Origin of the sequence: Vibrio breoganii (genome assembly GCF_001677275.1) — a bacterium.
GTDB lineage: Bacteria > Pseudomonadota > Gammaproteobacteria > Enterobacterales > Vibrionaceae > Vibrio > Vibrio breoganii.
In genome coordinates this window covers 1,342,771-1,367,041 of sequence record NZ_CP016177.1, presented here as the reverse complement: position 1 = coordinate 1,367,041, position 24,271 = coordinate 1,342,771, and the positions used below count along the sequence as shown (strand labels likewise).

Here is a 24,271-nt window from a genome sequence, read left to right as displayed (position 1 = left end):
CAGGAGCACCATTATGAAAGAATATGCTGAAAGACATGTTTCTTGCCCACATTGTGGACAACATATTACGGTTCCTCTAGATACAACTCAGGGCAGTCAAGACTTCTATGATGATTGCCCTGCGTGTTGCCACTCTATCCACCTCAGTATGGAGCTAGACGAGGTCAGAGATAAAGTGGAACTGCGGATTGATGCTGACGACGAGCAAATCTTCTAAAGTGCTTTTTGAGCTAACACTCGTTCCACAGTATCAACAATCGCCTGTGTTTGAGGATCAACCTCAAGGTTAATCCTATCGCCTACAGCACGGTGGCCAAACAAAGTACGAGTCAGAGTCTCTGGGATAAGATTCACGCTGAATCGATTACCCTCTACCTCTGCAATGGTTAGCGAACATCCATCAAGACCTATATATCCCTTCTTTAAGATATAACGAATGCTATCCGTGTCAGCTTCAAACCAAATAGTTTGGTTATTAGGGCTTTTTACAATGTCTATAATGATGACGGTTCCAGAAATATGACCGGACATATTGTGCCCGCCAATCTCGTCACCAAAGCGCGCAGCCCGCTCTACGTTGACGTAGTCACCTGATTGAAGCTCTCCCAAGTTGGTCAGATCCAAAGTGGCTTTCATCAGATCAAAAGTGACTCTATTGTCATCTGCCTTGGTCACCGTAAGGCAACAACCATTGTGAGCAATAGACGCGCCAACAGAAATGTTTTCACTCAATGAGTCAGGTAATTCAATGACATGAGTTTGAAAATCTTGCTTCTGCTCTATTGAGATAACTCGAGCCGTTCCTTGAACAATTCCTGTAAACATATTTCCCCTTAACAAGCTTTCTAATTTTTCAAAAGTATACCATGTGGACCTTTTTAGAGACATTTAAAGCATCAAGGCAATCGGTCAATAGGCATTGATAAATAGAGCAATAAAAACTGGAAAAACCGTAGCACGCTCAACAGTTTGGTATTACTATTCCTCCCCTAAATGAATATAGGAAAACGCCGTGCACCGTTACCAAAAAGAAGCCAAGAACCTGATAAAGCTAGCGACCCCGATCCTCATTGCCTCGGTTGCTCAAACAGGCATGGGTGTTGTTGATACCATCATGGCCGGCGGCGTGAGTGCAACGGATATGGCTGCAGTTGCGATCGCCTCAAGCATTTGGCTACCTTCTATTTTATTTGGTATCGGCATCTTGATGGCACTCATCCCTATCGTGGCACAGCTTAACGGTAGAGGACATCAACACAAGATTGCTAACGAGATTCAGCAAGGTGCTAGCCTAGCAGTATTAATTGCCTTCCCTATTGCATTCGTCTTACTGCAAACCAGTAATATCTTGGGGTTGATGGATGTCGATGTGGCCATGGCAGACATCACCACGGGTTACATGTATGCAATGCTTCCAGCAGTGCCAGCATTCTTATTCTTCCAAACTCTTAGAAGCTTTACCGATGGAATGTCTTTAACCAAACCCGCAATGGTTATTGGTTTTGTCGGGCTACTGATTAACATTCCACTGAACTACATCTTTGTGTACGGAAAGTTGGGCGCCCCCGCTCTAGGCGGAATTGGCTGTGGTGTGGCCACAACCATAGTGTACTGGGTGATGTTTAGCATGTTGCTCTTCTATACCATGACGTCTAAACGACTGGCGAAGATTGGCCTGTTTGATAAGTGGCATAAACCAAATCTAAAAGCGCAATATCGTTTATTCAAGCTTGGGCTTCCGGTGGCGCTGGCGATTTTCTTTGAGGTAACCTTGTTTGCCGTCGTCGCCCTACTGGTTTCTCCGCTGGGTCCCATAATTGTTGCCGCTCACCAAGTCGCTATCAACGTATCGGGAATGGTCTTTATGATCCCAATGAGTATTGGTGGCGCAGTGAGTATTCGAGTTGGGCATAAATTAGGTGAAGAGGATACAGAAGGCGCTCGTATTGCTACCCGTGTCGGTATCTTTTTAGGCTTGGCGATAGCCGTTGTTACCGCGGTTCTTACAGTGCTGTTTAGAGAAGATATTGCAAACCTATACACAGATAACAGAGCAGTAACCGCGCTCTCAGTACAACTGCTGTTACTTGCTGCCATCTATCAATTTAGTGATACCGTACAGGTCGTAGGCGCTGGCGCACTTCGCGGTTACAAAGATATGAAATCTATCTTCAACCGCACCTTTATCTCCTACTGGATGATTGGCTTACCTATCGGCTATGTACTCGGCTCTACGGACTGGCTGTTTGAGCCGATGGGCGCTCACGGATACTGGTATGGCTTTATCATCGGCTTAACCACTGCAGCAGTGTTGTTATCTATGCGCATTAAGTGGATGCATCGTCAGAGCCGAGAGGTTCAGCTAGAGTTTGCCTCTCGCTAATTGCACTTTGCGCTAATGCACTTTACGCTAATGCACCTTACGCTCTCTTAAGAATCGAGCAAAACGCGGCACACCATTTTCTGTTGTGCCGTTATAGCGATAAGTAATCTCCGAACCAAGCATTGGTGGCGCTTTTCGCATTTCATCTGTGAGTCCACTTCCAATATAAAATTGCACACCTGATGGAGACTCAACATGAAGTGCGCCCACCAGCGACTGATACTTTCCATTACCAGGCTTGTATCCAATCACTGTCGCTTCCGCATCTTGGTGGATCTTTATCTTAAACAGCTGCTCACTACGACCTGACATATAGACAGCTTGCTTATGACGAACCACCAGCCCTTCGCCACCTCGTTTGGTAACTTGTTGTAATTGTTTATTTAACTGAGCGTTTGACTGAAAAGGAATCTGCTCGACTACCTGTACCTGATCAGAACGAGAACCTGACGCCATCTTCCATAAACGAAGTGAGGCATAACGCTCTTCAAAGGTAGCTAGGCTGTCTAGCCTATCAAAAATCATATAAGTTATAGTGCTCCAGCTAGGCTCATCTGGCCTCTCATCCAGAACCGTTTTCTGCACTTGAGCATAATTGCCACGCCCGGCCCACAACTCTCCCTCAACAGCAAACGTAGGCAACTGTTCGGTAAAAGAGCTAGGCGCAGTCAACGCAATACCTCCTCGAGTACGCAACTCTTTTCCATCCCAGATCGCCCTTATGCCATCTAATTTTTCACTCACAAGGTAGTTGCTATTGAGCTCTTCCCCTTGATAAGGCTTAGCAAGCATTAAGAAATCAGAAAACTCGCTACATTGAGCCGTTTCGGATTCGAGAGCAGAACATGCAAGTGCAATTAAAGTGACGGGAGTTCGTATTGACATAATTAGCCTCCGTTAAAGGGACATTAATAGAATGGAGGATAATTGAATTAAGTAGACAAGCTATAAGCTGTTTTTCGGGATGTATCGATCACTAAAATGCAAACTTATAAGGCTTTCACAACAAAGTTGAAGCTCATTCCACATCAGTAGTATTTATTCTGCATCAAGAGTAAAAGGTTAATTATCTAAGCCCGCTAATCGATTGCGATCTGACTTAATTGCTTCTTTCATAAAGTTGAAAAACGCTTTTACTCTGGCAGAGTCCTCTAGGTCTTTATGGGTCATAATCCAAAGGTCTGTACTGTGTTGTTCCACTTCCATATCCAGCTTTTGCAAAGACCTAGAACTGTCACCAACAAAACAAGGTAGATAGGCAAGTCCCATCTGGTTCTCAGCGGCTAATATCAGAGATTCGAAAGAATCCGTTTTCATTACTATCTTTTCGTCAGAAATTAATTCAGATACCTGAAGCGAAGCGCTACCCCTATACATGACTAACCAAGATGCAGACTTTAATGGGTGCTTGCTTTTAAGCCCATTGATATAACTAGGTGCACCGTAAACACCAAAGGCAATTTTGCTTAACTTTGTGCCAACCAAAGACATAGATAACTCACTCGCAGGACGAATCGCAACATCTGCATCTAAATGTGAAATGTCTAGTCGACGAGATGTCAGACTCAGTTCTAATTGGATTTTAGGATACAGACGATGAAACGCAGCCAAATGAGGACCTAATACTAAACGTGACAAAGCGTCTGTAGTAGTCAATCTCAACGTACCTTCCAACTTCATTTCCTGACCGAAAATTTTATGTTCCAACTCTCTCACTGTAGACTCTACAGAGAGTGCAGACTCTAGTAGCTTTTGTCCTTCAACCGTTAATTTATAACCGGTAGAAAGCTTATGAAAAATTCGTAACTTATGCCGATACTCAAAAGAGTCAATACGACGCGATACGGTACTGTGATTAACTCCAAGTGATCTCGCCGCCCCCGATAAAGATCCCTCATTAGCCACCGCCAGAACATATTGCAGGTCACCCCATCGAATGTTGTGCATTTTTGCATACCATATGTGTTTAATTAGTGCATTTACTTAAAATTTAGCACGACTATAGTTATTACACGAATGCAATAAGCGGAGTTGAAGATCAAGGCATACGTAGATAGCGACCCTTATCTTCTAGGCACTGAACTTCAAAATTGACAGTCAGGAGAGATAAAATGTTAAAGAAGAATCTATTGATCGGTCTTGCTAGTCTATTGGCTTTCTTTCACCTAACAGCAGCCATGGCGGATGAAACAGAAATGGTTGATCCTGCTAAGACATTAGAAACGGCTCAAGCGTTTCTATGGGCTGCAGGCTCTGGCGATATGGAAAAACTTAAGACACTCATGGCTGATGACTTTGTCTGGCATAATGAAGGTGACGATAGCATCCCCTGGATCGGAAACTGGGATTCAAAAGAAGAAGTACTCAATACTTTTCTCCCCCTCTTCGGTGCAGGTTTGAAAGTAACCAGCTGGACTACGGACTATAGCTTTGTAAGCGGTGACCAAGCCGTATTTATGGGCAGTATGAGTGCAATTGCGAACGAGTCAGGTGTAGACACAGGCAAATTCAGCTGGGCAGTACGAGTTCACGTTGAAAATGGCAAAGTGAAGAGTTGGAACTGGTTTGAAGACAGTTTCGCAGTATCAAAGGCTTATCACACCAAAAAATAACGACTATAGAATCGCAAATGTCTACAAGCTCGATATTCCGTCTAGGTCTATCGAGCTTTTAATTTTTAAGAAACATTGATTTGATACACAGACTGATTTGCTTTTGGTAACGGAAGAAAAACGCCATCAACAAAGGTTTCGTTGGTTCAATATCCTGTGGTAACGAGCTACTCTCGAGTCATTTAGCTACAGTCACCTAATAATTCCTATATCACCATGAGCAATCATAATTGAGTTACTTGCTTTCATTTAGATCAAGTAAAGGTTCACCATACTTATCAACCAAACTATCCAGTTTTAAATTTATGATGGTTGGCTCGCCTTCAGAAACCGAAATCCACATAATATGGTCCATATGAAAGCCACGATCAGACGGTGTAAATGCCCCACCTGTTGTTCCTAGCTGAATGTAGTCTTGTCCTTTTCGTTCTTCATAATAGTACGTATGCTCATGACCATTCAAAACTGTATATGAGAAGTTTTGTAATGCTAACTCTATTGCCGTAAAGCCTGAAGAATCGTCGCTCCACAAGGGTTTGTGCATTAAGACAAATACCCAGTTAACATCCTTATTATTATCCAACGCCTTTAGGAAGTACTTAATTTGTTCATCGCTAAGTTTTCCGTATTTCCGCTCTTTTAATTGAGCATACTCGGTCGCCATAAAAGCGTCCTCACCCTCGGTTTTATAAAGGTTTACCGCTTCATTTCTTAATACTTTAATTTCGCTAAAACGTTCTGCAATAAAATCCTCAGAATCAAGCATCAAGAACAACATATCTTTATGCCTAAAGTGATAGTACCTAGGGCCAATACTCGACTCCCACCACTCACGCATTGCTATGTTGGAAATATCATGATTACCGACAACAGGATAAAATGGGATATCATTGGATTGAGTAATGGTGGCAAAAGTCTCCCACTCAGAGTTCATTGTACTGAGCTCTTCTGTTCCCCCTTCAATCAAGTCTCCAACCGACAAGATAAAGTCTGGCTGGAGTAGGCTCAGTGCATTTACAGCGCCTTGATACACTCCAGCCCTTTCACCACCCGTCAGATCCCCAATTACTGCGAATTGGACTGGAGCGATTGTCCGCTTCGGGGGTTCAAATGTTATATTGCTTTGGGCACATAAACTGAAAGGAAACACGACTAGTATCAGACCAATTATCTTTTGCATAAAGAAAACATCTCCAACTCTCTGGCATGCTTCTCTATGTATATTGCATGACCCAAACCTCATATCAAATTGATTATAGCTAATTTAATTTAAAGCCCAATTGCGCCGATTAAATTAACGGTTTTGCAGTTAGATCAACACTTCCCCATCCTCAGGAATCATGACCTTCTCTACTAACCCCTCAGCATCCGGCGTTAAAACCGTATCACCACTAATATTTGGCAATTGTAAAAAGAAACCGCAACCATTTGCCATTGCCTTATGAATCCAGCTATGTGCGTGTATAGCGGTGATCTGACCGCCCATAAAGGGGATAATCACCCACTCAATAGCGCGGGATATTTAAGCTCTCACTCTCACTCTCACTCTCACTCTCACAGATCATGACAGCACTCTGCGATTAACTCTCTTAGCCATTGGTGCGCTGAATCCCGCTCTAGCATGCTTGGCCACAACATGCGGTAACTTACAGGCTTTAATTCAAAGGGTAGCGGTAAGGGTTTAAGTGTGTACCTTTGTGCTAACTGTTTTGCAAAGATAGAGGTACACACAAAAAACATGTTGGTGTGTTGCGCCAGAAGCGCCGCACTGTGAAAATCTGGCACCTTAGCCTTATCTTTCAATCGTTGCCCCTGTTCAGCTGCCACTCGGTCTAACAACCAAAACTCGCTCTCTTCTACAAAGATTCGAATGATATCTGAGTCCAAAAAGCCTTGTTCGTCCCATGCCTGTATAGAAATAGGATGATATTGGCTCACCAAGCAGACATGATGATCGCGATAGAGTTCGAGGTTCGGTTGCTCTGCAAGATCAGAGACATGATAAGGTGCCTCTACACGTTGATCGGTATCCCTTGCCACTATAAGCAAGTCCAAATCACCTTGATTCAAATGGTTTAGGCTTGCCTTCGATTTAGGAACAATGCTGAGTTGCATCCCAGGCGCCAGCCGAGTCAGTTTAGGCATGAGTCTAGGGACAATAACCGGGAATGCGGTCTCACAAATACTGATGGTAAAAGTACGTTCATCGTTCGCCGCATCAAAGGATTCTGGAAGCAACATGATGTGCGAATCTCTTAGCCATTGGCGAAGCGGTGTTTCAAGCTTTAAAGCTCTCGCTGTTGGGGTTAGCCCTCTACCTGTACGTATAAACAGTGGATCGTCTAACACAGCACCAAGCTGCTCTCTTAGCTTAGTTAATTGCTTGCTCACTGCCGACTGACTGAGGTTCAATCGTGTTGCCGCACGGCTCACGCTCCCATCCTCAAGCAGAATTAACATCAATCTGAGCAGATTTAAGTCTATGTGGTCTAGTTTCACTAGATATTCCATTTAAGAAAGTATCTGATGACAATAATTCAATATTAGTCATATCGCAACATTGATACACTGCCGCCCTACACCACACAGACAAAGATACAAATGAACCACAAAGCCCCTATTTATCTCTTCTTACTGTTGATCGTCATTAGCCCTATGGGAATTGATATCTATCTCCCTGCGCTCCCGCAAATGGCAGACAATCTACAGACCCCAATGGCAAACATCCAAACCACCATCACACTTTTTCTCGCTGCTTTAGGTTTGGGTCAATTGCTTGCAGGGCCTTTGGCTGATCGCTACGGACGCAGACCCCTCATTCTAAGTGGCCTATTGCTTTATATTTTTGGATCTGGCGTTGCTGCATTCGCTATGCAAATAGAAGTGTTATGGCTTGCTCGAATATTACAAGGTTTGGGCACATGTGCGGTATCAGTAGGTGTAATGTCTGGGGTGCGCGATAGCTATAGCACCGAAAGAACGGCGTCTATCTACAGTTACATCAATGGCGTTATCTGCGTCATTCCTGCGCTAGCGCCAATGCTTGGTGGTTGGCTGAGTGAAACATGGGACTGGAGAGCAACCTTCTACTTTATGGCAGGCTATGCCTTGTTCGTGACTCTATTTGCTTTGTTGCGTTTACCGGAAACGCGCCCGTCGAATACCATCTCAAGCCCTAAGCTTATCAACTGGAAACAATACCAACCCATTTTACAAAGCCACACCTTTAGATTTAACGCAGGTCTGGTTATGTTGGCAATGGCGATCATTATTGCCTTTGTTAGCGTGGCTCCAGTGCGTCTTATGGTCGAGTTGGACTTAGACCCAACCACCTTCTCACTATGGTTTGGTAGCAATGCACTTATCAACATTTTGGGTTCGTTTACCGCGCCGATTATCATTCGCCGTTTAGGTCAATCACGAGCACTGAAACTGGCGATTGCAATGTGCACTCTGGCAGCAGCTTCAATCTTGCTGCTGCAAGGCGTAGATAGTCCTATTGCCTTCATGGGGCCTGTGTTTATTGCGAGTACTGGTTTCTGTTTAACTCTGGCCATTTGCTGTAGCGCTGCACTAGCGCCATTTTCTGAGCGAGCAGGAACCGCCGCTTCACTATTGGGTTTCTTCCAGATGGCTGGAGCTTCAACGCTGATCGGTATCGTTAACTTCTTGCCACTAGGATCATTGCAGATGATGGCACTGTTCATGTCACTGCCATTGATTTGGTATGTAGTTTGTCGACGTAAATCCAATTACGAAGTGTGTGAGAGCTAAACAAGAGTAATTCAAGACAGCGAGCCAACCTGGCTCGCTAGTCGCTAGTTACGTGGCTTTACGAACACTAGTGTGTTATCGAGGTTTCCTGAAGGCAGTCGTCGTTCATTGCGCAAAGTTGCCTCAAGTTCATAACCACAGCGCTGGGCCACATTCCTACTTTTAACGTTACTTTGGGCCGCTCTTATTTCTATGCGGTTCGCCTTGAGCTCATCAAAGGCATACGCTTCTAACCTAGTTACCGCTTCGGTGATAAACCCCTTGCCGACACTATCGCTTCGCAGCCAATAGCCTATCTCAAAGAAAGGCACCTCTTTATCGCGAATGATCAGGCCGATGGCGCCTATTAACCTACCCGATGTTTTTTCTATTAGAGAGTAACGAAGCTCATCCTTGAAGCCTGCAAAGTTTTCTATGGCCTGCTGGGTGTTTTCAATGGACGCCGGCTGTGAAAGCGCAAATGGGACCCAAGGTAAGAATTCCTTAAGCTCTTGCTCGCTTTCTTTAATGGCCACCAGCATAGCCGGCTGATCCTCTAATGAAGGAGGAGTTAAACGCAGTCGGGTTGTTTCCATTGTTTAAGGTTACCTTGTTATTGCATCATCTTTCGATTTACAAATGACATTCTCAAATGCATTTAGCTACACCATATTTGGTGGGGGTGCGCATCAATCAAGACATGTCCACATAGCCATCTATTGCTGAAATATTCGCAATCCAGCGCTGTATGTGAGGATAGTTTGATAAATTAAACCCACCTTCGTTGGCAACATGGGTGTAAGCATATAAAGCAATATCGGCGATTGTTGGCTGTGCACCTACCAGAAAGTTTGATTGAGACAACTGGCTGTCCATTAGAGCCAGCGCTTTGTTGCCCCCTTCTTGTAGAGAATTAAACTCGTCAATTCGATTTTCAGGCATTCCCTGGTACTTTTGAATAAACCTAGCCACCGCAATATAGGGTTCGTGTGAATACTGCTCAAAGAACAGCCATTCATAAACTTTGGCTTTTTGGTATTTATCTGTTGGGAGGAAATCAGTGCCTTCGGCAAAGTAGCCCAAGATAGCATTTGATTCGCTTAAAGTGCGTCCATCATCAAGGGCAACAGCAGGTATTTTCCCGTTTGGGTTGATAGAAAGAAACTCAGGAGTTTTAGTTTCGTTCTCTAGAATATTCACGTGAATCCACTGATGTTCTATGCCAAGGAATGACAGAATCAATTTCACCTTTAAACAGTTCCCAGACTGCAGATCTCCATATACAACCATTAACGCTCCTTGTATGGTTTTAGGCCAAGCCCATTAAGCTTTTGTTGTTTTAAAGTCTTTAGGTAATTATTTCCGTGATTACTTCTGTTTCTACCGAGTTCGCAATAAAGCAATTCTCATGAGACAGATGATGCATTTTTTCTAGTTGTTCTGTTGTCGGAACACGCTCACCAGAAAAGACTACCTGAGGACGGAGTACCACTTGAGTGACGGCCATCTTGCCCTTGGTATTTTCTCTTAGCGTACCTATTGCGTTATCCGTATAGCTTTCAATGACGTATTTTTTCTTTGCGGCAATCGATAGAAAGACAAGCATATGACAACTGGACAAAGCCGCGATAAAGGCTTCTTCTGGATCTACGTTTTCTTCAACAGATAGCGGTAGAGGAACAACATGAGGCGATGCTGAAGCCAAAACAGATGCACCGCCATCAAATTCCCAGGTGTGGCCTCGACTGTACTTGTTGTCGCTGAAAGCTTCAGTTTCACCACGTTTCCATCTAACGGTTGCTGAATGTTCTGACATTTGATACTCCGTTATTTCAATACATAGTTAACGCGAAGCTAAACCTAGCTTATGAAGACCACAAACATAGAACTGGAAAACAATGAGACAAATTACTTGGGCTAAAGAACGGTAACGCCTTCAACCTCAATGACAGAATTCACATTGGCTCTCTCAATGATTTTAAGTAATGTGGTTTGAATTAACTCATTGTTTCTAATCTCTGTTTCACAAGCGAAGCGTTCTTCCTGAGCACTATCGCCTTCACTCAAAGTAAACTGAACTGACACTTCAGTCGCATAGTCTTTTGAGGGCCCAAAGTAGGCTAAAGTAATTTTTGGGTGACCGTTGAAGCCTTTTTTAACCTGTTTCGCGATTCGTTTCTTAGCTTTATCCAAATTCATAAGACTTCCTGTTAGGGCTGAACACTCAACCGAAAATAGCGTTTAAATACTGTGCAGGATTATATTACTGCAAGCTCAGCAATGGTCTAACTTTTGATTCTCGCCATGTGATACACCGAGACATATTCCCCATCTCGAAATGCGTAGGCTTGGGACTCACCTTCAATGACAAAGTCATGCTTCATATACAAATTGATCGCTGATTCGTTATCTACAAATACAGTCAGTTCTATGCGTTTCAGGTTAAGCCAGTTATCGGCCAAGTCGATCACTGTGGCGAGCAATGCCGTCCCGACACCTTTTCCTTGGTGATGATCCTTAACGCCCATACCAAATGAGCCCACATGTCGACGCCTTGGGTTTGTACCTACTTCAAAGCCGATATTGCCAACGATCTCATCATCTGCAACCGCGACATAGGAAAAGACATGATCAGGAACAGTGGATAGTCGCCCTTCCCACAATGTTAGTGATGGGTTAGGCAGTTGCAGTGTACCCATATAGGCATTGGTACACTCATAAATCTCTTTGACGGCTCTTGCATCCTGCGGCTCTGAACGTCTGACTGTGACTTCCATCAACTCTCCTTGTTATCCATCAAGCTATTGATTTGTTTCACTATAACAAATCGAAAAGGTAAAGCTAGCTTAGCAAGATCGAAAAAGGGCCCTGATAGAATCAAGACCCTTTTGTGGAATTAGAAGCGAGTAACGGTATTAGAAGAATATGCGTCCACGTACTCCAACGACTAGCGCGGTGTCTTCTGTAGAAAATGCAGGATCGACAATCAACTGAATATCGGGGGTGACTTGGAAGTGGTCACCAAATTGCATGTTGTAGTACAACTCAGCGGTTACCTGTGAATCACTATTGGCTAACGGGGCAAGGAAATATTCATCATTGATCTCACTCCAGTTAAGCGCAAAGCCCAAATTGTTATTCGCGCCTCCCAAAGCAAAATAACCAAAGCCTGCAGATATCGATTTGTCATAAAGAGCGACACCACCTTCTGAGAAACCACCACGCACAAATGGCATAATTTGCGGTGTTACAAATGTGCTGTACGAGAAATTGATACCTTGTCCATCATCACCATCTGCGTCTATGTTGTGACGAGTACCTCCATCCATCTGCCATAAAGTGATATGGAAGTTTTCTGTAAATATCTGATCTTGAGATGCTGTCCAGCCAAATTCTAGTGTTTTGAAGTACTCACCATCGCCAACAGTATTAAAGCCTTCAAAAATATCACCAGAATCACCATTGGCGTCTGCGATACCAGCGACTACATAAAAGTTATCACTTATCATATGGCCGCCAGATAGCGCTAAGATGCCGTCATCAGGTAAGCCCATCACTCCAGAACCGGTAGAAAATGCTAGGTTCGAAAACCCTGTCCACGGACTCGCTAACGCATAAGTATCGACGTAGTTAGTCACATCCTGCCAACCAATTTGGATAGTACCGCGACCACCGTTGATCTTTTGTTTCCAATTTAAGTCAGTAACACGAAAGCCTTGATCGCTAAATGCCGGAGACATCAACCCCATATAACCCAAAGTGTCGGGATTAAAAGGAGAACCCGTAATTCCAGAAAAATCCTTAGGTGCATAATCGGAATACGCATGACGATGTTCGATTTTCCAAATTAAGCTACCAGTATTGCCACTATCACGGCCAACAAGGTTCCACTGTCCGTACAAACGAGCAACACCCGATGAAGCACTGACATCATCGCCAGTTGCACCATTAGGACTTGCCAGTCCAAGAGCAAAATAGTCAGCGCCAAAGGTAAAGCCCTTATCAGCTAAGTTTTCACGCCAATGTTTCTGCTCACCCTTTTGCGCTGCAATGGTGTTTTCTACTGAGTCTGGTCCTTCAAAGTTTGCCCCTTCTGCAAAAGCTGATGCTGACGCAAGTGCCGTTACGATTGCTAGGCAAGATTTAGAAAGTCGAGAAGTCAATGTCATGTCACACCCTGATATCTTTATGATTTGTTTGTATTTTAGTGGTATTTGTTACTCAATGACGCCCTTTATGCGCCATCAATCGAATAACTTAGTTGGTTTGATACAGTTCGACTTCCTGCGCTGACATCTGATATACCGTCTCAACATTGCTTGCGCCGTCACTGTAGTTCACATTTGCTTTTGCAGCTTCATTAAACAGCTCGCCTTCAACCCAAACTGGTGTTTGCAAACTGACTAGCTCAATGCCTTCCGGGTATTCAACCAATACAATCTGATTAGGTGGTGGCGGTGGCGTATGAATACACGCACCTGCAGTAGGCACTAAGAAGAACTTAGTCACTTTTGTGCCTTCCATTTCAACAGGAGTAATAAAGCCTGGTATGCGATGAGCCTTATTAAGTAGCTCTGTATTAGGTAGAGTCGCAAGCTTAGTACGTTGCTGCATGATCGTTTCACGCTGAACAAATAACTCATCGACATCAATATTCGATTTGGCAAAATTCGCTTTTAACGCTTCAATCTCTTGTTGTGATTCTTTAGAAGGTGTAAACCCTTCTACCTTCTGAGCATCACGGTAGCGGGCTATTGTGCCCAAATCGTAAAGCTGATTAGGATCTAGCGCTGCAAACGGGTCTTCAACCGTTTCTACTTGAGGAAGCAAGTCTTGCCATAATGTTGGTTCCATTTCCTGGGCTACCACATCCTTGGCTAATAGGTTCAGTGAGAACAACAATGCGCTTCCTAGCAGAATTCGTTTTAACAACTTCATTTACAGATACCTTAAGAAAAGAGGCAGGACATATTGCCCTGCCTAGATACTAAACACTGGTTATTGAATACTAGATAGTTAACTAATCAGAATTGATTACAGCTTGTTGCGATAGATCTTACCGTCTTTCATAACTAGCTTGATGGTTTCAATCTCTTTGTACTCTGGGTCCGCGTCAAACCAAGCGTCAGTCGCGCCAATCACAGACATGTCTTCTAGAGGGTTACCCTCAACAAGAATGATATCGGCGATTGCATCTTTCTCGATGACACCTAGCTTACCTTTAGCCGTACCACGAGGACCTGACATAGCCAGCATCTCACCTGCATTAGACGTCATCTGCTTCAGTACTTCGTAGTTGCTACCAAAGGCTTCAGCACGCCAGTAGATCTCATAACGACGTGCACGTTCTGCATCCGAATTCACACCCACATAGTCAGAAGCAAATACAACCTTCACATCGTTCTCTAGAAGACGTTGGCCGAATGTGCCGTACTTCTTACGTAGCTCAGCAATAAGAGGCAGTTTATCTTTAGGCATCAATGGGTTCTTCGCAAGGTCTGGTGACAATCCCCACATTTGCGGAACTACATAACCGCCTTCCTTAGAAATACGCTGCATAGTCTCATCATTGATGAAGAAGCCATGCTCGAAGGTTTTCACGCCACAATCGAGAAGACGATTTACAGAGCGGTCGTTAAATACGTGCGCTGCTACATAGGTGTTCCAGTCTTTTGCTGCTTCTACAATGGCACACGTCTCTTCAACTGAGTATTGCGTGGTATCGATTGGGTCAAAGCGTGATGAACCGCCGCCACCAGCCATGATCTTAATTTGTGTCGCGCCGTTACGCAGGTTCAAACGCGTTGCTTTTTGCACCTCAGGTACGCCATCAGCGACTGCGCCAATGCCCATACGCTCAAAGTTTGAAATATCGCCCGCAGATTGAATAGAGAAGCCCGCATCAGAGCGGTCTCGGAAATCACCGTGGCCAGAGGTTTGCGAAATGAATCCGCCAGATGGGTAAATACGAGGACCGGCTACATTGCCCGCTTCAATCTCACGCATTAGACCAAATGCTGGGCCGCCCATATCACGAACCGTAGTAAAGCCATCTTGCAAAAAGCGCTCCGCTACAGTCACTGAGTTAATAGAGATGTCTGTAAGGTCTTTATTCTTCTCAATTTGGTCAAAGTTGTAGTTGATCATGATGTGTGCGTGACCATCAATCAAACCAGGCATAAGGGTTTTGCCTTCGCCATCAATGACTGTCGCATCTTCGGCAGTGATTTCTTTCGACGAAATCTGAGCAATTTTGTTGTCGACAACCATTACATGGTGATCTTCATACAACTTGTCTTCTGTACCGTTAAAGATATCGACGTTCTTAAAAATGGTCGTTGCTGCTGAGGCAGAAAATGCCAGAGAACATGAAATTGCAACTGCTGAAAGTTTCAAAACGTTTTTCATTTGTTGTTTCCTATAAAGCGTCAAACTCAGTATCCATCGTGATTCGTCAGGTTTAATGACGTTATATCCATCTAACAATGAAGCCATTGGGTAGGTCTTTTTTGCTTTCCTACAGTTACATCATCTTCAGGATTGAAATCCGAGAGTTAATTTCTGTAACACTCAATAACTTAGGAGTGATATTAAAGACTTTCCACTTTTAATAATTGCCATTTAATGACATGAGTTAAAACAATCCATTTATTCAGGCTCGTTTGTAAGAGACTTTCTGAACGCTCTAGGAGTTTGATTGTAACGACGCTTAAAAGCGCGGGTGAAATGAGCAGCATCCGAATAGCCAAATCGGTTGGCAATGGTGGTAATAGATTCTTGAGAGGTTTTCATTGCCTCTATTATCAGCTCAAAGGTCATATCTTCAATGAGCGCCTTATACACTAAGCCTTCCTTTTCTAGACGGCGCTGTAAGGTTCGTACATTCATTCTTAGTATCTCAGCGGCAAGCTTTACCGGAAGTTTCCCCATAGACAGGTAAGGCGAGATAGCCAGCCTAAAGGTATCCATGAAAGTAGGCTCACTGAACAAAATTGGCTTTACACTGTTCGAGACACTGGAGCTCTTATAAAAACTCGGTACTCTCTCCATTACCGCTTCAGGGATCTTGATAGCGGTGGCAGAGCGCTGATGGATAAACGTAACATTGTGCAAAGTGGGTAAGCTGGTATAGAGGTCACTATGATCACTGACTAAAGAGATCTGCTCAGGTTTCCACGTCGCCTCAGTAATAGAGCGAATGAATTCCACCATAAACAGCACAGAAAACACCTCTGCGTCTTCATACCAAGATTCTTTTTGGCCGAGCTTTTCTCTTACTAGCCACCAAGATCCAGCGGTAAACGTTGGATACACCTTTGAGTTTGGTGATGAGATTTTCACAAGCTCAGTCAGTTCGTGGCAGGCATCGAGCACTGAGTCATGTTCGGAGAGTTGCGACACAAAGGTCGGCATATAACTATTGCGGATCCCTTCCCAAAAAATGACCCCTAGCTCTTCTTTGCTATAGTGCGAACCTAACACCTCAAGAGCATTTAACATTGCACTTTCGGGCAAACAGTCGTAGCTATTGTCACTATTGATATCATTAGGGATGGTGGCTTGACGAAGAATTTGGTACGCATCCGCATCGATTTGCATCAAAAGATCGACGAAAAACTTAACGTCTTCTATTCGAACAAGGTTGATAGACTGTTCTGCCTGAGTCATTCCCTTTCCTAGTTAATTGCAGTCACTAGTATGAGAATGGCAAATTCAACAAAGAATTCAAATACCTAAGTGTTTATTCTTTGAAAAGACGCGTTTATTTTCTTTAGTGAATTCCAATGGCATTGATCGCATTTCAATCAAAAAAGTCCTTGTTCGATTACAAAAACGGCAAACAGTTCACAAACCTAAGATTTGTGCTTGAACCCTACCCCGCTTATCGATAACATCACTCTCGTTCAAGAAGATGGGTCCGTAGCTCAGTTGGTTAGAGTACTACCTTGACATGGTAGGGGTCGGCGATTCGAATTCGCCCGGACCCACCATCCTCTTGCATTAACCTGCAATCGTATTGAACAACAAAATTTGGGTCCGTAGCTCAGTTGGTTAGAGTACTACCTTGACATGGTAGGGGTCGGCGATTCGAATTCGCCCGGACCCACCAAATTTATGATAAAGCCCGCTTTTTAGCGGGCTTTGTTGTAACTGGAACATCCTACTTCTCTTATCCCTACCATCTTCATTCCTAGAGTCGACAAATATTGGTGACTCACACCAATGACTTAAAACAGAACCCACAAACAATAATCCCCCTAACCCTTTCATTTAATTAGATTGTGCCATACTGAATTAACATGACCGTATGGGTACAACCCCAAGCGGTATACAGATTTGCTTTGATTTTTCATACACAAGGATTCGTGACCCAATGAAAAACCTTACTTGTCATTCATTACTCGCTATGTCACTTGCGCTAGCCTTTTCATCCGATGCCTTTGCCAACGATCCCGATACCTCTAGCTCCAACTGGCAACATTCTATTGAGATATATGCCCTCGCTCTGAATATTCGTGGCGACAGCAAGATCAATAACCTCTCTGCCGATGTCGATGTCGATCCAAAATTCATCATGGACAAGATTGATATGGGTGCGATGGGTCATTGGGAAAGTGTGTATAAGAATACATGGGGCTTCTATATCGACTACAGCTTCATGAAACTGTCAGGCAAAACTGATTCCTTGCTACAGCAAGATTTCAATGTTGTTAGTGGCAGCATGGACATTCGACAAGGTGTTTTAGAAGCCAAAGTCTTCAAACGTTATCAGTATGACTTTGGCTTTGTAGACTACATGGCGGGTATTCGCTGGTGGGACAATGACATCGATACTCGGGTTCGCTCTCAAAACGGTGTCATTGACGACTCTAGTAACCTAGAAGAAGATTGGGTGGATTATTTGATTGGCGCACGCTTAACTACCCCTCTTACCGAAAGCTGGAGTGTCTATTTTAATGGCGATATAGGACTGAGTGGAGACACCAACTTTACTAGCTCAATACAAACTGGAGTGCGTTATGCCATCAATGGTTGGTCGGACTTAAACCTAGCGTACAAATCCACTTGGGTAGACTATGACAATGGGGATACCTTTGCCTACGACACGGCGTCACAAGGCTTCTTGCTAGGATGGGCCGCGCATTTTTAACGAACATCGCTAAATAAAGGATAGGAAGCTTCTGATGTGAAGCTTCCTGTCTGAATCACGCATGCTCGGTTTGTGGTTCAGCCTCGACTTCACCATCCAATGGCGGCCATGGACGATGTTGCTCTGAATCTACCCATTCATTAACCCAAAGAGGTAGCTCTCCAAATTGATTGGGTTCGCCCATTGCATTTAATACTTCATTAGGGCTTACAATCCCCTTCTTAGACGTTACTCCGGCTCGTATCAGTACCGATGAGCATGGCTGCCCTTTTACCCACATGGATTGCTCCACATAAAGCCATTTATCATCAAAGCCTACACATTGAGTGTGCATAGTGATCTTGTTGAACATATGGATGCGCTTTCTATAGCGTACCGAACTCCCTGCTACCACTAATGCCCAGCGTTTGTTTGCTAGCACGGTCATCAGTCCACAACGAATGCCTAACGCCGTTCGTCCGAGATCATAAAGGGTTAACACACGGCCATTATTAAGCTCGTTGAAAATATCGAGATCCCATGGACGACAAGAAAAATACGTCGTCGTTTTATCACTTATCTTTAATGAAGATTGTTTTCGTGCTTGCCAATACACCTTAGCAAGGCGAAAAAATGGGTACATGCTGGGCTCTCCTTTTCCGAACTAGTAGATACATTAACTTTAATGTGGTCAGATGAGTGAGTTTAGTACACTTTGACAGTAACAAGCATGTTGAAGTGGTAACAGTGAGATGTCGAGAGAAGAAGTCTAGAGCTCAGAAGACTAGAGCTCAATCCCAAACTCTGCGCGCTTGCGTTTACTTAAACCTAGAGCAACCAAGCGATAAGATTCAGAGATATAATATCTTAGCTCTTCATCCAAGTGGCCACTGCTATCCACCTGCTGGATCCACTTCATTCCGCGGCTGGCAAAATAAGGGGCTGGTATGTATCCATCGTGATCACTTAAAAACTGGAAATTTAGATCTGAGGTTTTGAACGTGAATGCGGGTGTTTTGTCTTTACTCCATCCCCCAATAGCGAACACCTTGCCGCCTACCTTCCAGACGTCGGCATTACCCCATTGCACAACATGATCTGTTGCCTTAAATGAGCTACAAAATTGGTTGAACTCTTGGTAGTCCATCACACACTCCACACCGTTTAAAGTGATTAGCCAAAGATCAAGATGAGCAATAAGATCAACAGACCTTTCGCCAACAACACACCAATAGTAGCACCTGCCGTGATGATCATTGTAGGGATAGCCACCATAGCAATTGGGATGCAAATCACCGCGATGAGTGCCAATTCCCAGTGGCTCAACAACGCCAACACAACCGCTATACCCACGCCCCACTTAACCATCGCCAACCCTTATAGAATCAATTTTAAATCTTGTTCCACAATAGCGACATTCAAGACAAAAACAGTCGCTATAGGTGCGACTGTTTGTGTTTAGTTATGTACTTAGGCTTACAAGGCGTACTCTCGGCTAAGTTCACTGACGCCAAGACCACTTCGTTTCGAGACCTTGATCTGCAAAGGTATTCTCTCTTTCATCGCCTCTACGTGGCTAATAACACCGATCATCTTGCCCGACGCATTCAAGTTGTCGAGTGCATCGAGTGCCATATCCAGGGTTTCCGCATCAAGCGTACCAAAGCCTTCATCAAGAAATAGCGAGTCAATACTAGTTTTATGGCTCACCAAGTCCGACAGAGACAAGGCTAATGCAAGGCTGACCAAGAAACTCTCACCACCGGACAAGGTCTTGGTATCACGCACCGCATCTCCTTGCCAGGTATCCAGTACCTGCAGTGCAAGACCATCATCAGACTTACGCTGCAGTTCATATCGCCCATGAAAACGCGCTAAATGCTTATTCGCAAGATACACCAAGTTCTCTAGGGTTAGACCTTGAGCAAACTTTCTAAACTTATCTCCCTTTGCCGAGCCCACCAGTGAGTTCAAGTGTGAGATATCATTGTACTCTTGCTCAAACTTTTCTATTTCATCTAGCAAACCGCTTAGGCGCTGACGATTAGCTTGATCAGAGGCGATCTGCTGAGTAATTTCGCCCTGCTGTTTCAGCGTCTGATCAGCCTCTTGCTTAATAAGGGCAAATTCTTGTTCAAGGATTGCCTGAGGCTGCAACTCCCAGCCTTTTTCGTCTGCATCTTGCTTATGTGCCACCAATGCAGAACTTGCGCTAGCAAGCGTTGCTTTGGCATGCTCTAGATTCTGTTTACTCTCTTCAATCTTTGCAGTGAGCGCATCTCTTTCTTGTTTAGACAGTAACGCTGCTTGGAACTCATGAATGGAAGAGAAAGGGCTCGATTGTAATTCGCTCTCCCATGCCTTGGTGTGTTGTAATAATTTATCACCAACAAGCTGTTTCTGCTGGTGCATTGACGCTAACTCGCCCGATAACGTGGCAATTGTGCTCTTACATAAATCTCTATTTTCTATAGCGATTTTATAGCGCTTTTCTGCCCCATCCACCTCTTGGCGCATTCTTTCAGATTCAGCGGTTACCGATTTATCCGCAAATAACCCTTGGCGCTGTTTCTCATCAATTAGCAGGATTGATTGCATCTCTTTTAAGCGAGAGCGCTCTTGTTCAAGCCTTGCGTTTGCAGAAGCTAGCGTCTCTTCCAAAGCGAGACTTTGAGTACGCAATCTATCTAACTGCTGCTCTGATTGCTGTATTTCGGTGGTCAGTTTTAGCCAGCGAGTGAGGTCTTCACGCTTTTGGTTAAACCACTGCTCAGTATCGACCTCTGGCAAATCAAATCCTGACGCTTTGACCTCTGCCGCCAATTCACTCCAAACAGTGCTTGCCTCATCACTCCATTGCTTGGCTTCCTTTTGCGCAGATTCCAGTTTGCTGTTGATAAGAGCAAGGGCGTTCGACTGTGCATTTAGATTATCAGACAATAGTGAAACAGAGGCTTGGCACTCTTGCTGCGCCTTATTCGCTTCATCTCGATTTTTCTGAAGGTTGTCCAAACGCTTAAGCTGAGCATTGATTTTCTTCTGCTGTTCGTCGTTTTTCTTCAGCAGGCGCTCAACACCTTGGCTGTCACCTAGCTCTAAAACTAAGCCAAGTGATGCGGTAAGCGTGCCCCACAGTTCTTGTATCTTCTCTTTTTCTCGTAACAGAGCTGGATGCCTTTTCTCAGCGTGCTGCTGATGGCTAAGCTGCGTATTTAACTGTGCTTCTTGCTCCTTTAGCTCTGTCGTTGTTTGAGTGAGTTGATGCTTTGTATCTGTTTGCCTCGTCAGCAAGTTAGTCACATCAACACTACTGTCGCTGAACTGCAACACAGGATGTTCGGCAGATCCGCACAGCGGGCACGGCGTATGGTTATCTAACTGCGTTCTGTACTTCGCCAATTCACTTTCTTGATCCAGAAGCTGCCTAATATCCGCTACACTTTGCTCAAGTTGTGCCTGCTTGCTGCGAAGTTCAGTGACCTGTTGACGATTTTTCGCAATCAAGGCTGTTTGCTGGTCTATAAACTGAGTAATCTCAAGTAATTCTTTACCGTTCTCAGCATGCTTATCATTGCCATTTTCCAGCCTTATATAAACAGGGTGGCTGCTTTGCAAAGCCTGCAGTTGGTCATGCAATGATGACGTGTCGCCGTCTTTAAGGGCTGCTTCTAACTGCTCTTGTGTACTAGAAAATAACTTGGTTTTTTCCAGTAGAACGCGCTTCGACGCTTCCACTTTTTGCTGTGTTGAATCTAGAGTGTGCTTGCCCTTACTGTGCTCACTATTGAGAGACGTAACCAACTGCGTTGCTTGCTTAGACTTTGTTAGCAATTGCGCATATTGCTTATAGCTCTGCATCCACAAAGGTAAGGCACTTTGCAGGCATTCATCTTTAGCGTGAGCGTCTAAATAGACTTTCCCTTCAGTTATCCCTTTATGCGCGGACTCTATCTCAGCTGAAAGCTCAAGTTCTCTTTTGTTTATACCTTGTTGTGCCTGAACCGATTCCTCAGTTGCCGTCGTTTGTTTTGTCACTGATTTTTTCTGCTCAGCAATGCGCGTATCTAGCGGAACGATCTGCTGCTGAATTAACTCTCGTAATTGAGTTTGTTGCTCCACTGCTTGATTCAGTCGTTGCTGGTTTTGATGTACGCCTTCTTGAAGTGGCTCTAGGGCTTTGTTTTGTTCATCAATAGATTGTTGTTTACCCGCAATTTGCGTCTCTAATTGCTCGCTTTCAGACTTGGTGTTGGCCCATAGTTCAAAGCTGGTACGCATCCCTTCTGCTGGAGCACTGCGTTGCAGTTTTTCAATGTCGGGTTGCAATGCGTGATGTTTTTCTTGTGCATTAGCAAGGCTACTTTGTTGCGTTGTCACTTTCTGTTCTAGCGACTGCTGTTGCCCCCACCAGTTCAGCTGTGATTGATATAACGTTTGCTGTGACTGCTGACTTGAGCTTAATGCTGTGAGCTCTACTTGTTGTTCGTTTAACTCTTTAAGTTGCTCTTGCGACAGCAGTGCAACGCCCTCGGCGCGTGCATTAAGCTGACCCAAGGCAACCTTTGCATCGCTGTAGTGCTGATGAACGCGCTCTGAGATAAGACCATAGATCTCGGTGCCGGTAAGTTCTTCTAGTAATTCAGCCCTATCGTTGGCATTGGCATTTAGAAATGCGGCAAATTGGCCTTGAGAAAGCATCATGGATTTAGTGAAGCGAGAAAAATCTAGTCCCGTTATCTCGTTGACCTGCTCATTCTTTGTTTTAACCTTGTCGGCGATAATGGTGCCAGACTCTACCTCGGCTAACTCAACCGTCGCTGGTTGCAGATTGCCATCCGCCTTGTTGCGAGATCGGCGCATGCTCCAGTGGGCACGATACGCCTTACCCTTAACCTCAAACTCTACTTCTGCACTACTACTGGCTGTGCCACGAGTCATGATTTCATTGTTTGATGTTGAGATCCCGCCCAGTCTTGGGGTTTCGTGATAGATAGCCAAACAGATGGCATCGAGTATGGTGGTCTTACCCGCTCCTGTTGGACCGGTAATGGCAAACAAACCGCTTTCCACAAAAGAAGGCGATGAGAAATCAATGTGCCATTTACCCTTGAGGGAGTTTAGGTTTTCGAAAGTGAGGTTAAGGATCTTCATTATGACCTCTCCCCTTCAACATCTTCGACAATCTGCTTAAAGCGCGTAGTTATTCTCTGCTGTCGGGCTTTGTCTTCTTCGCTGTCAAAGACCTCAACAGCTAATCGCTTACTAAACACCTCTATTGGGCTAAGTTCTGACAAGGTTTCGGCTTGCTCCTGATTTAACGTGCGTTCTCTGTGCGATCTAGAGCGGCGCAGTTGTAACACTTCAATCTCTCTGTCACCAATCATCTTTTGTACCGCTTGCTGAAGATCCGTTAGGTAGTCTTGAACCTCAACTTCAATAGACACCCACACAGATGCCCCTTCTTCAACGCTGATGCTATCCAGTTGATGCTGCAAGCTAGCTAAATCGCCCTTTAAAGAAAACATCGGCTGAAATGAAGGGATAGCAACGGGCTCTATACCCACAAGATGGCTTGATGCAAACTCCACCAACACCACTTGTTTCTGGGATTTCAGCTCATCAAAACTCAGATAGATAGGTGAGCCGCTATAACGAATATGATCACTTTTAGCGACCTTTTGCGGGCGGTGAATATGCCCAAGGGCAATGTAATCTGCTGGCGGGAAGCCATCAGCGGCAAAGCCGTCTAACGTGCCAATATAGATATCTCGAACTGACTCTGAGGTAGTGACCCCAAGCGCGGTTAAGTGCCCTGTCGCAAGGATAGGCACATCTAACTCTTTACTTGAACGCAGCTGCAAAGCGTTTTGATAAAGAGTTGAGTAATGGGCTTTTATCGCCTCGCCAAGCGCTTTTTGTTTTTCACTTCCCGATTCTCCAGACACGCTCTTAAGCACATCTCTTGGCCTAATGAAAGGAACGGCGCATACGATAGCGCCAACATCCCCGCTACTCTTAGTTATCTCTAGTATTTGCTCTGAGATCTCTGTACCTACGCTCGCTATCACCTGAGTATGAAGCTGCTTAAGAAGCTGTTTTGACTCATTGAGCATAGCGACTGAATCGTGGTTGCCACCAAGAACGATAAGCTGGCACCCTAATCTGTGCATATCCACAACAAAGCGATTGTACAACTCACGTGCGTAGCTTGGAGGCGTACCAGTATCAAACACGTCACCGGCGATGATGACGCAGTCGACCTGTTCGGACTCGACGGTGCCTAAAAGCCACTGAATAAACTGCTGATGTTCAGCTAAGCGGCTTTTAGTAAAAAAATTCTGGCCCAAATGCCAGTCAGAGGTGTGCAGTATTTTCATCAAAACCAACGTAGGA

The 24,271-nt window shown here is 44.5% G+C and carries 24 protein-coding genes and 2 tRNA genes; 7 read left to right on the top strand and 19 right to left on the bottom strand.

Annotated elements, in window-relative coordinates; genetic code table 11:
* Positions 1-13 precede the first annotated feature (13 nt).
* A complete protein-coding gene (locus A6E01_RS06445) occupies positions 14-217 on the top strand; it encodes a CPXCG motif-containing cysteine-rich protein (RefSeq protein ID WP_017030659.1) in 204 nt (67 codons plus the stop codon).
* Here the strand turns inward: A6E01_RS06445 and A6E01_RS06440 are convergent.
* Positions 214-825, bottom strand: coding sequence for a riboflavin synthase (locus tag A6E01_RS06440; protein ID WP_065209862.1), 612 nt, complete (start codon positions 823-825; stop codon positions 214-216). The genes A6E01_RS06445 and A6E01_RS06440 overlap by 4 nt on opposite strands.
* Before the next feature lie 187 nt (positions 826-1,012).
* On the opposite strand from A6E01_RS06440, the gene A6E01_RS06435 reads away from it, so the two are divergent.
* Complete coding sequence (locus A6E01_RS06435) at positions 1,013-2,383, top strand: MATE family efflux transporter (RefSeq protein WP_065209861.1); 1,371 nt, start codon at positions 1,013-1,015, stop codon at positions 2,381-2,383.
* A 27-nt stretch (positions 2,384-2,410) separates the two neighbouring features.
* On the opposite strand, the gene A6E01_RS06430 is transcribed toward A6E01_RS06435, so the two are convergent.
* A complete protein-coding gene (locus tag A6E01_RS06430) occupies positions 2,411-3,268 on the bottom strand; it encodes a DNA ligase (RefSeq protein ID WP_065209860.1) in 858 nt (285 codons plus the stop codon).
* Between the two features lie 177 nt (positions 3,269-3,445).
* Positions 3,446-4,330 carry a LysR family transcriptional regulator gene (locus A6E01_RS06425; RefSeq protein WP_065209859.1) on the bottom strand — a complete coding sequence of 295 codons (885 nt, stop codon included), beginning with the start codon at positions 4,328-4,330 and terminating at the stop codon, positions 3,446-3,448.
* Between the two features lie 164 nt (positions 4,331-4,494).
* Here A6E01_RS06425 and A6E01_RS06420 point away from each other — a divergent pair, with 164 nt between their 5' ends.
* Positions 4,495-4,995 carry a nuclear transport factor 2 family protein gene (locus A6E01_RS06420; protein ID WP_082961346.1) on the top strand — a complete coding sequence of 167 codons (501 nt, stop codon included), beginning with the start codon at positions 4,495-4,497 and terminating at the stop codon, positions 4,993-4,995.
* Positions 4,996-5,230: 235 nt separating this feature from the next.
* Here A6E01_RS06420 and A6E01_RS20900 read toward each other — a convergent pair whose 3' ends face one another.
* Entirely contained in the window at positions 5,231-6,175 is a 945-nt protein-coding gene (locus tag A6E01_RS20900) for a metallophosphoesterase family protein (RefSeq protein ID WP_133150939.1), read from the bottom strand.
* A 374-nt stretch (positions 6,176-6,549) separates the two neighbouring features.
* Positions 6,550-7,494, bottom strand: coding sequence for a LysR family transcriptional regulator (locus tag A6E01_RS06410; protein ID WP_065209858.1), 945 nt, complete (start codon positions 7,492-7,494; stop codon positions 6,550-6,552).
* A 102-nt stretch (positions 7,495-7,596) separates the two neighbouring features.
* On the opposite strand from A6E01_RS06410, the gene A6E01_RS06405 reads away from it, so the two are divergent.
* Complete coding sequence (locus A6E01_RS06405) at positions 7,597-8,769, top strand: multidrug effflux MFS transporter (protein ID WP_017027263.1); 1,173 nt, start codon at positions 7,597-7,599, stop codon at positions 8,767-8,769.
* A gap of 44 nt (positions 8,770-8,813) precedes the next feature.
* On the opposite strand, the gene A6E01_RS06400 is transcribed toward A6E01_RS06405, so the two are convergent.
* From A6E01_RS06400 to A6E01_RS06360, 9 genes are all read right to left on the bottom strand, one after another.
* Positions 8,814-9,344, bottom strand: a complete 531-nt coding sequence (locus A6E01_RS06400) for a GNAT family N-acetyltransferase (protein WP_065209857.1) — start codon at positions 9,342-9,344, stop codon at positions 8,814-8,816.
* A 97-nt stretch (positions 9,345-9,441) separates the two neighbouring features.
* Complete coding sequence (locus A6E01_RS06395; protein WP_065209856.1) at positions 9,442-10,038, bottom strand: glutathione S-transferase family protein; 597 nt, start codon at positions 10,036-10,038, stop codon at positions 9,442-9,444.
* Between the two features lie 58 nt (positions 10,039-10,096).
* Positions 10,097-10,564, bottom strand: a complete 468-nt coding sequence (locus tag A6E01_RS06390) for an OsmC family protein (RefSeq protein WP_065209855.1) — start codon at positions 10,562-10,564, stop codon at positions 10,097-10,099.
* Between the two features lie 101 nt (positions 10,565-10,665).
* Positions 10,666-10,947: a hypothetical protein gene (locus tag A6E01_RS06385; protein ID WP_065209854.1), complete on the bottom strand. Its 282-nt coding sequence runs from the start codon at positions 10,945-10,947 to the stop codon at positions 10,666-10,668.
* Positions 10,948-11,033: 86 nt separating this feature from the next.
* Positions 11,034-11,525, bottom strand: a complete 492-nt coding sequence (locus A6E01_RS06380) for a GNAT family N-acetyltransferase (protein WP_065209853.1) — start codon at positions 11,523-11,525, stop codon at positions 11,034-11,036.
* A 138-nt stretch (positions 11,526-11,663) separates the two neighbouring features.
* The gene (locus tag A6E01_RS06375) at positions 11,664-12,917 is read right to left on the bottom strand and encodes a carbohydrate porin (protein ID WP_065209852.1); all 1,254 of its coding nucleotides are present in this window, start codon (positions 12,915-12,917) and stop codon (positions 11,664-11,666) included.
* Positions 12,918-13,005: 88 nt separating this feature from the next.
* A complete protein-coding gene (locus A6E01_RS06370; RefSeq protein WP_017030673.1) occupies positions 13,006-13,686 on the bottom strand; it encodes a DUF3299 domain-containing protein in 681 nt (226 codons plus the stop codon).
* A 96-nt stretch (positions 13,687-13,782) separates the two neighbouring features.
* A complete protein-coding gene (locus A6E01_RS06365) occupies positions 13,783-15,156 on the bottom strand; it encodes a metal-dependent hydrolase family protein (protein WP_065209851.1) in 1,374 nt (457 codons plus the stop codon).
* A 240-nt stretch (positions 15,157-15,396) separates the two neighbouring features.
* Positions 15,397-16,416 carry a helix-turn-helix domain-containing protein gene (locus tag A6E01_RS06360; RefSeq protein WP_065209850.1) on the bottom strand — a complete coding sequence of 340 codons (1,020 nt, stop codon included), beginning with the start codon at positions 16,414-16,416 and terminating at the stop codon, positions 15,397-15,399.
* 246 nt (positions 16,417-16,662) lie between these two features.
* Here A6E01_RS06360 and A6E01_RS06355 point away from each other — a divergent pair.
* From A6E01_RS06355 to A6E01_RS06345, 3 genes are all read left to right on the top strand, one after another.
* Positions 16,663-16,739, top strand: a tRNA-Val gene (locus A6E01_RS06355).
* Between the two features lie 42 nt (positions 16,740-16,781).
* A tRNA-Val gene (locus A6E01_RS06350) sits at positions 16,782-16,858 on the top strand.
* A gap of 264 nt (positions 16,859-17,122) precedes the next feature.
* Positions 17,123-17,899, top strand: coding sequence for a hypothetical protein (locus A6E01_RS06345; protein WP_065209849.1), 777 nt, complete (start codon positions 17,123-17,125; stop codon positions 17,897-17,899).
* A gap of 55 nt (positions 17,900-17,954) precedes the next feature.
* Here the strand turns inward: A6E01_RS06345 and A6E01_RS06340 are convergent, their stop codons facing one another.
* The 5 genes from A6E01_RS06340 to sbcD form a co-directional block, all read right to left on the bottom strand.
* A complete protein-coding gene (locus A6E01_RS06340; protein ID WP_065209848.1) occupies positions 17,955-18,521 on the bottom strand; it encodes an acyl-CoA thioesterase in 567 nt (188 codons plus the stop codon).
* 141 nt (positions 18,522-18,662) lie between these two features.
* Positions 18,663-19,025: an MmcQ/YjbR family DNA-binding protein gene (locus A6E01_RS06335; protein ID WP_017030677.1), complete on the bottom strand. Its 363-nt coding sequence runs from the start codon at positions 19,023-19,025 to the stop codon at positions 18,663-18,665.
* A gap of 26 nt (positions 19,026-19,051) precedes the next feature.
* Positions 19,052-19,246, bottom strand: coding sequence for a hypothetical protein (locus A6E01_RS06330; protein ID WP_017027250.1), 195 nt, complete (start codon positions 19,244-19,246; stop codon positions 19,052-19,054).
* A 108-nt stretch (positions 19,247-19,354) separates the two neighbouring features.
* Complete coding sequence (locus tag A6E01_RS06325) at positions 19,355-23,029, bottom strand: AAA family ATPase (protein WP_065209847.1); 3,675 nt, start codon at positions 23,027-23,029, stop codon at positions 19,355-19,357.
* Positions 23,029-24,255, bottom strand: a complete 1,227-nt coding sequence (gene sbcD, locus A6E01_RS06320) for an exonuclease subunit SbcD (protein ID WP_065209846.1) — start codon at positions 24,253-24,255, stop codon at positions 23,029-23,031. The genes A6E01_RS06325 and sbcD overlap by 1 nt, the downstream gene beginning before the upstream one ends.
* Between the last annotated feature and the right edge of the window lie 16 nt (positions 24,256-24,271).

What these genes read in the sequence shown, in the direction of transcription:
- A6E01_RS06430 (WP_065209860.1), bottom strand. Translation starts at nt 3,268, where the DNA reads ATGTCAATACGAACTCCCGTCACTTTAATTGCACTTGCATGTTCTGCT.
- A6E01_RS06340 (WP_065209848.1), bottom strand. Translation starts at nt 18,521, where the DNA reads ATGTACCCATTTTTTCGCCTTGCTAAGGTGTATTGGCAAGCACGAAAA.
- A6E01_RS06420 (WP_082961346.1), top strand. Translation starts at nt 4,495, where the DNA reads ATGTTAAAGAAGAATCTATTGATCGGTCTTGCTAGTCTATTGGCTTTC.
- A6E01_RS06390 (WP_065209855.1), bottom strand. Translation starts at nt 10,564, where the DNA reads ATGTCAGAACATTCAGCAACCGTTAGATGGAAACGTGGTGAAACTGAA.
- sbcD (WP_065209846.1), bottom strand. Translation starts at nt 24,255, where the DNA reads ATGAAAATACTGCACACCTCTGACTGGCATTTGGGCCAGAATTTTTTT.
- A6E01_RS06375 (WP_065209852.1), bottom strand. Translation starts at nt 12,917, where the DNA reads ATGACATTGACTTCTCGACTTTCTAAATCTTGCCTAGCAATCGTAACG.
- A6E01_RS06330 (WP_017027250.1), bottom strand. Translation starts at nt 19,246, where the DNA reads ATGGTTAAGTGGGGCGTGGGTATAGCGGTTGTGTTGGCGTTGTTGAGC.
- A6E01_RS06360 (WP_065209850.1), bottom strand. Translation starts at nt 16,416, where the DNA reads ATGACTCAGGCAGAACAGTCTATCAACCTTGTTCGAATAGAAGACGTT.
- A6E01_RS06395 (WP_065209856.1), bottom strand. Translation starts at nt 10,038, where the DNA reads ATGGTTGTATATGGAGATCTGCAGTCTGGGAACTGTTTAAAGGTGAAA.
- A6E01_RS06425 (WP_065209859.1), bottom strand. Translation starts at nt 4,330, where the DNA reads ATGCACAACATTCGATGGGGTGACCTGCAATATGTTCTGGCGGTGGCT.
- A6E01_RS06345 (WP_065209849.1), top strand. Translation starts at nt 17,123, where the DNA reads ATGAAAAACCTTACTTGTCATTCATTACTCGCTATGTCACTTGCGCTA.
- A6E01_RS06370 (WP_017030673.1), bottom strand. Translation starts at nt 13,686, where the DNA reads ATGAAGTTGTTAAAACGAATTCTGCTAGGAAGCGCATTGTTGTTCTCA.
- A6E01_RS20900 (WP_133150939.1), bottom strand. Translation starts at nt 6,175, where the DNA reads ATGCAAAAGATAATTGGTCTGATACTAGTCGTGTTTCCTTTCAGTTTA.
- A6E01_RS06440 (WP_065209862.1), bottom strand. Translation starts at nt 825, where the DNA reads ATGTTTACAGGAATTGTTCAAGGAACGGCTCGAGTTATCTCAATAGAG.
- A6E01_RS06335 (WP_017030677.1), bottom strand. Translation starts at nt 19,025, where the DNA reads ATGGACTACCAAGAGTTCAACCAATTTTGTAGCTCATTTAAGGCAACA.
- A6E01_RS06385 (WP_065209854.1), bottom strand. Translation starts at nt 10,947, where the DNA reads ATGAATTTGGATAAAGCTAAGAAACGAATCGCGAAACAGGTTAAAAAA.
- A6E01_RS06365 (WP_065209851.1), bottom strand. Translation starts at nt 15,156, where the DNA reads ATGAAAAACGTTTTGAAACTTTCAGCAGTTGCAATTTCATGTTCTCTG.
- A6E01_RS06445 (WP_017030659.1), top strand. Translation starts at nt 14, where the DNA reads ATGAAAGAATATGCTGAAAGACATGTTTCTTGCCCACATTGTGGACAA.
- A6E01_RS06380 (WP_065209853.1), bottom strand. Translation starts at nt 11,525, where the DNA reads ATGGAAGTCACAGTCAGACGTTCAGAGCCGCAGGATGCAAGAGCCGTC.
- A6E01_RS06325 (WP_065209847.1), bottom strand. Translation starts at nt 23,029, where the DNA reads ATGAAGATCCTTAACCTCACTTTCGAAAACCTAAACTCCCTCAAGGGT.
- A6E01_RS06405 (WP_017027263.1), top strand. Translation starts at nt 7,597, where the DNA reads ATGAACCACAAAGCCCCTATTTATCTCTTCTTACTGTTGATCGTCATT.
- A6E01_RS06400 (WP_065209857.1), bottom strand. Translation starts at nt 9,344, where the DNA reads ATGGAAACAACCCGACTGCGTTTAACTCCTCCTTCATTAGAGGATCAG.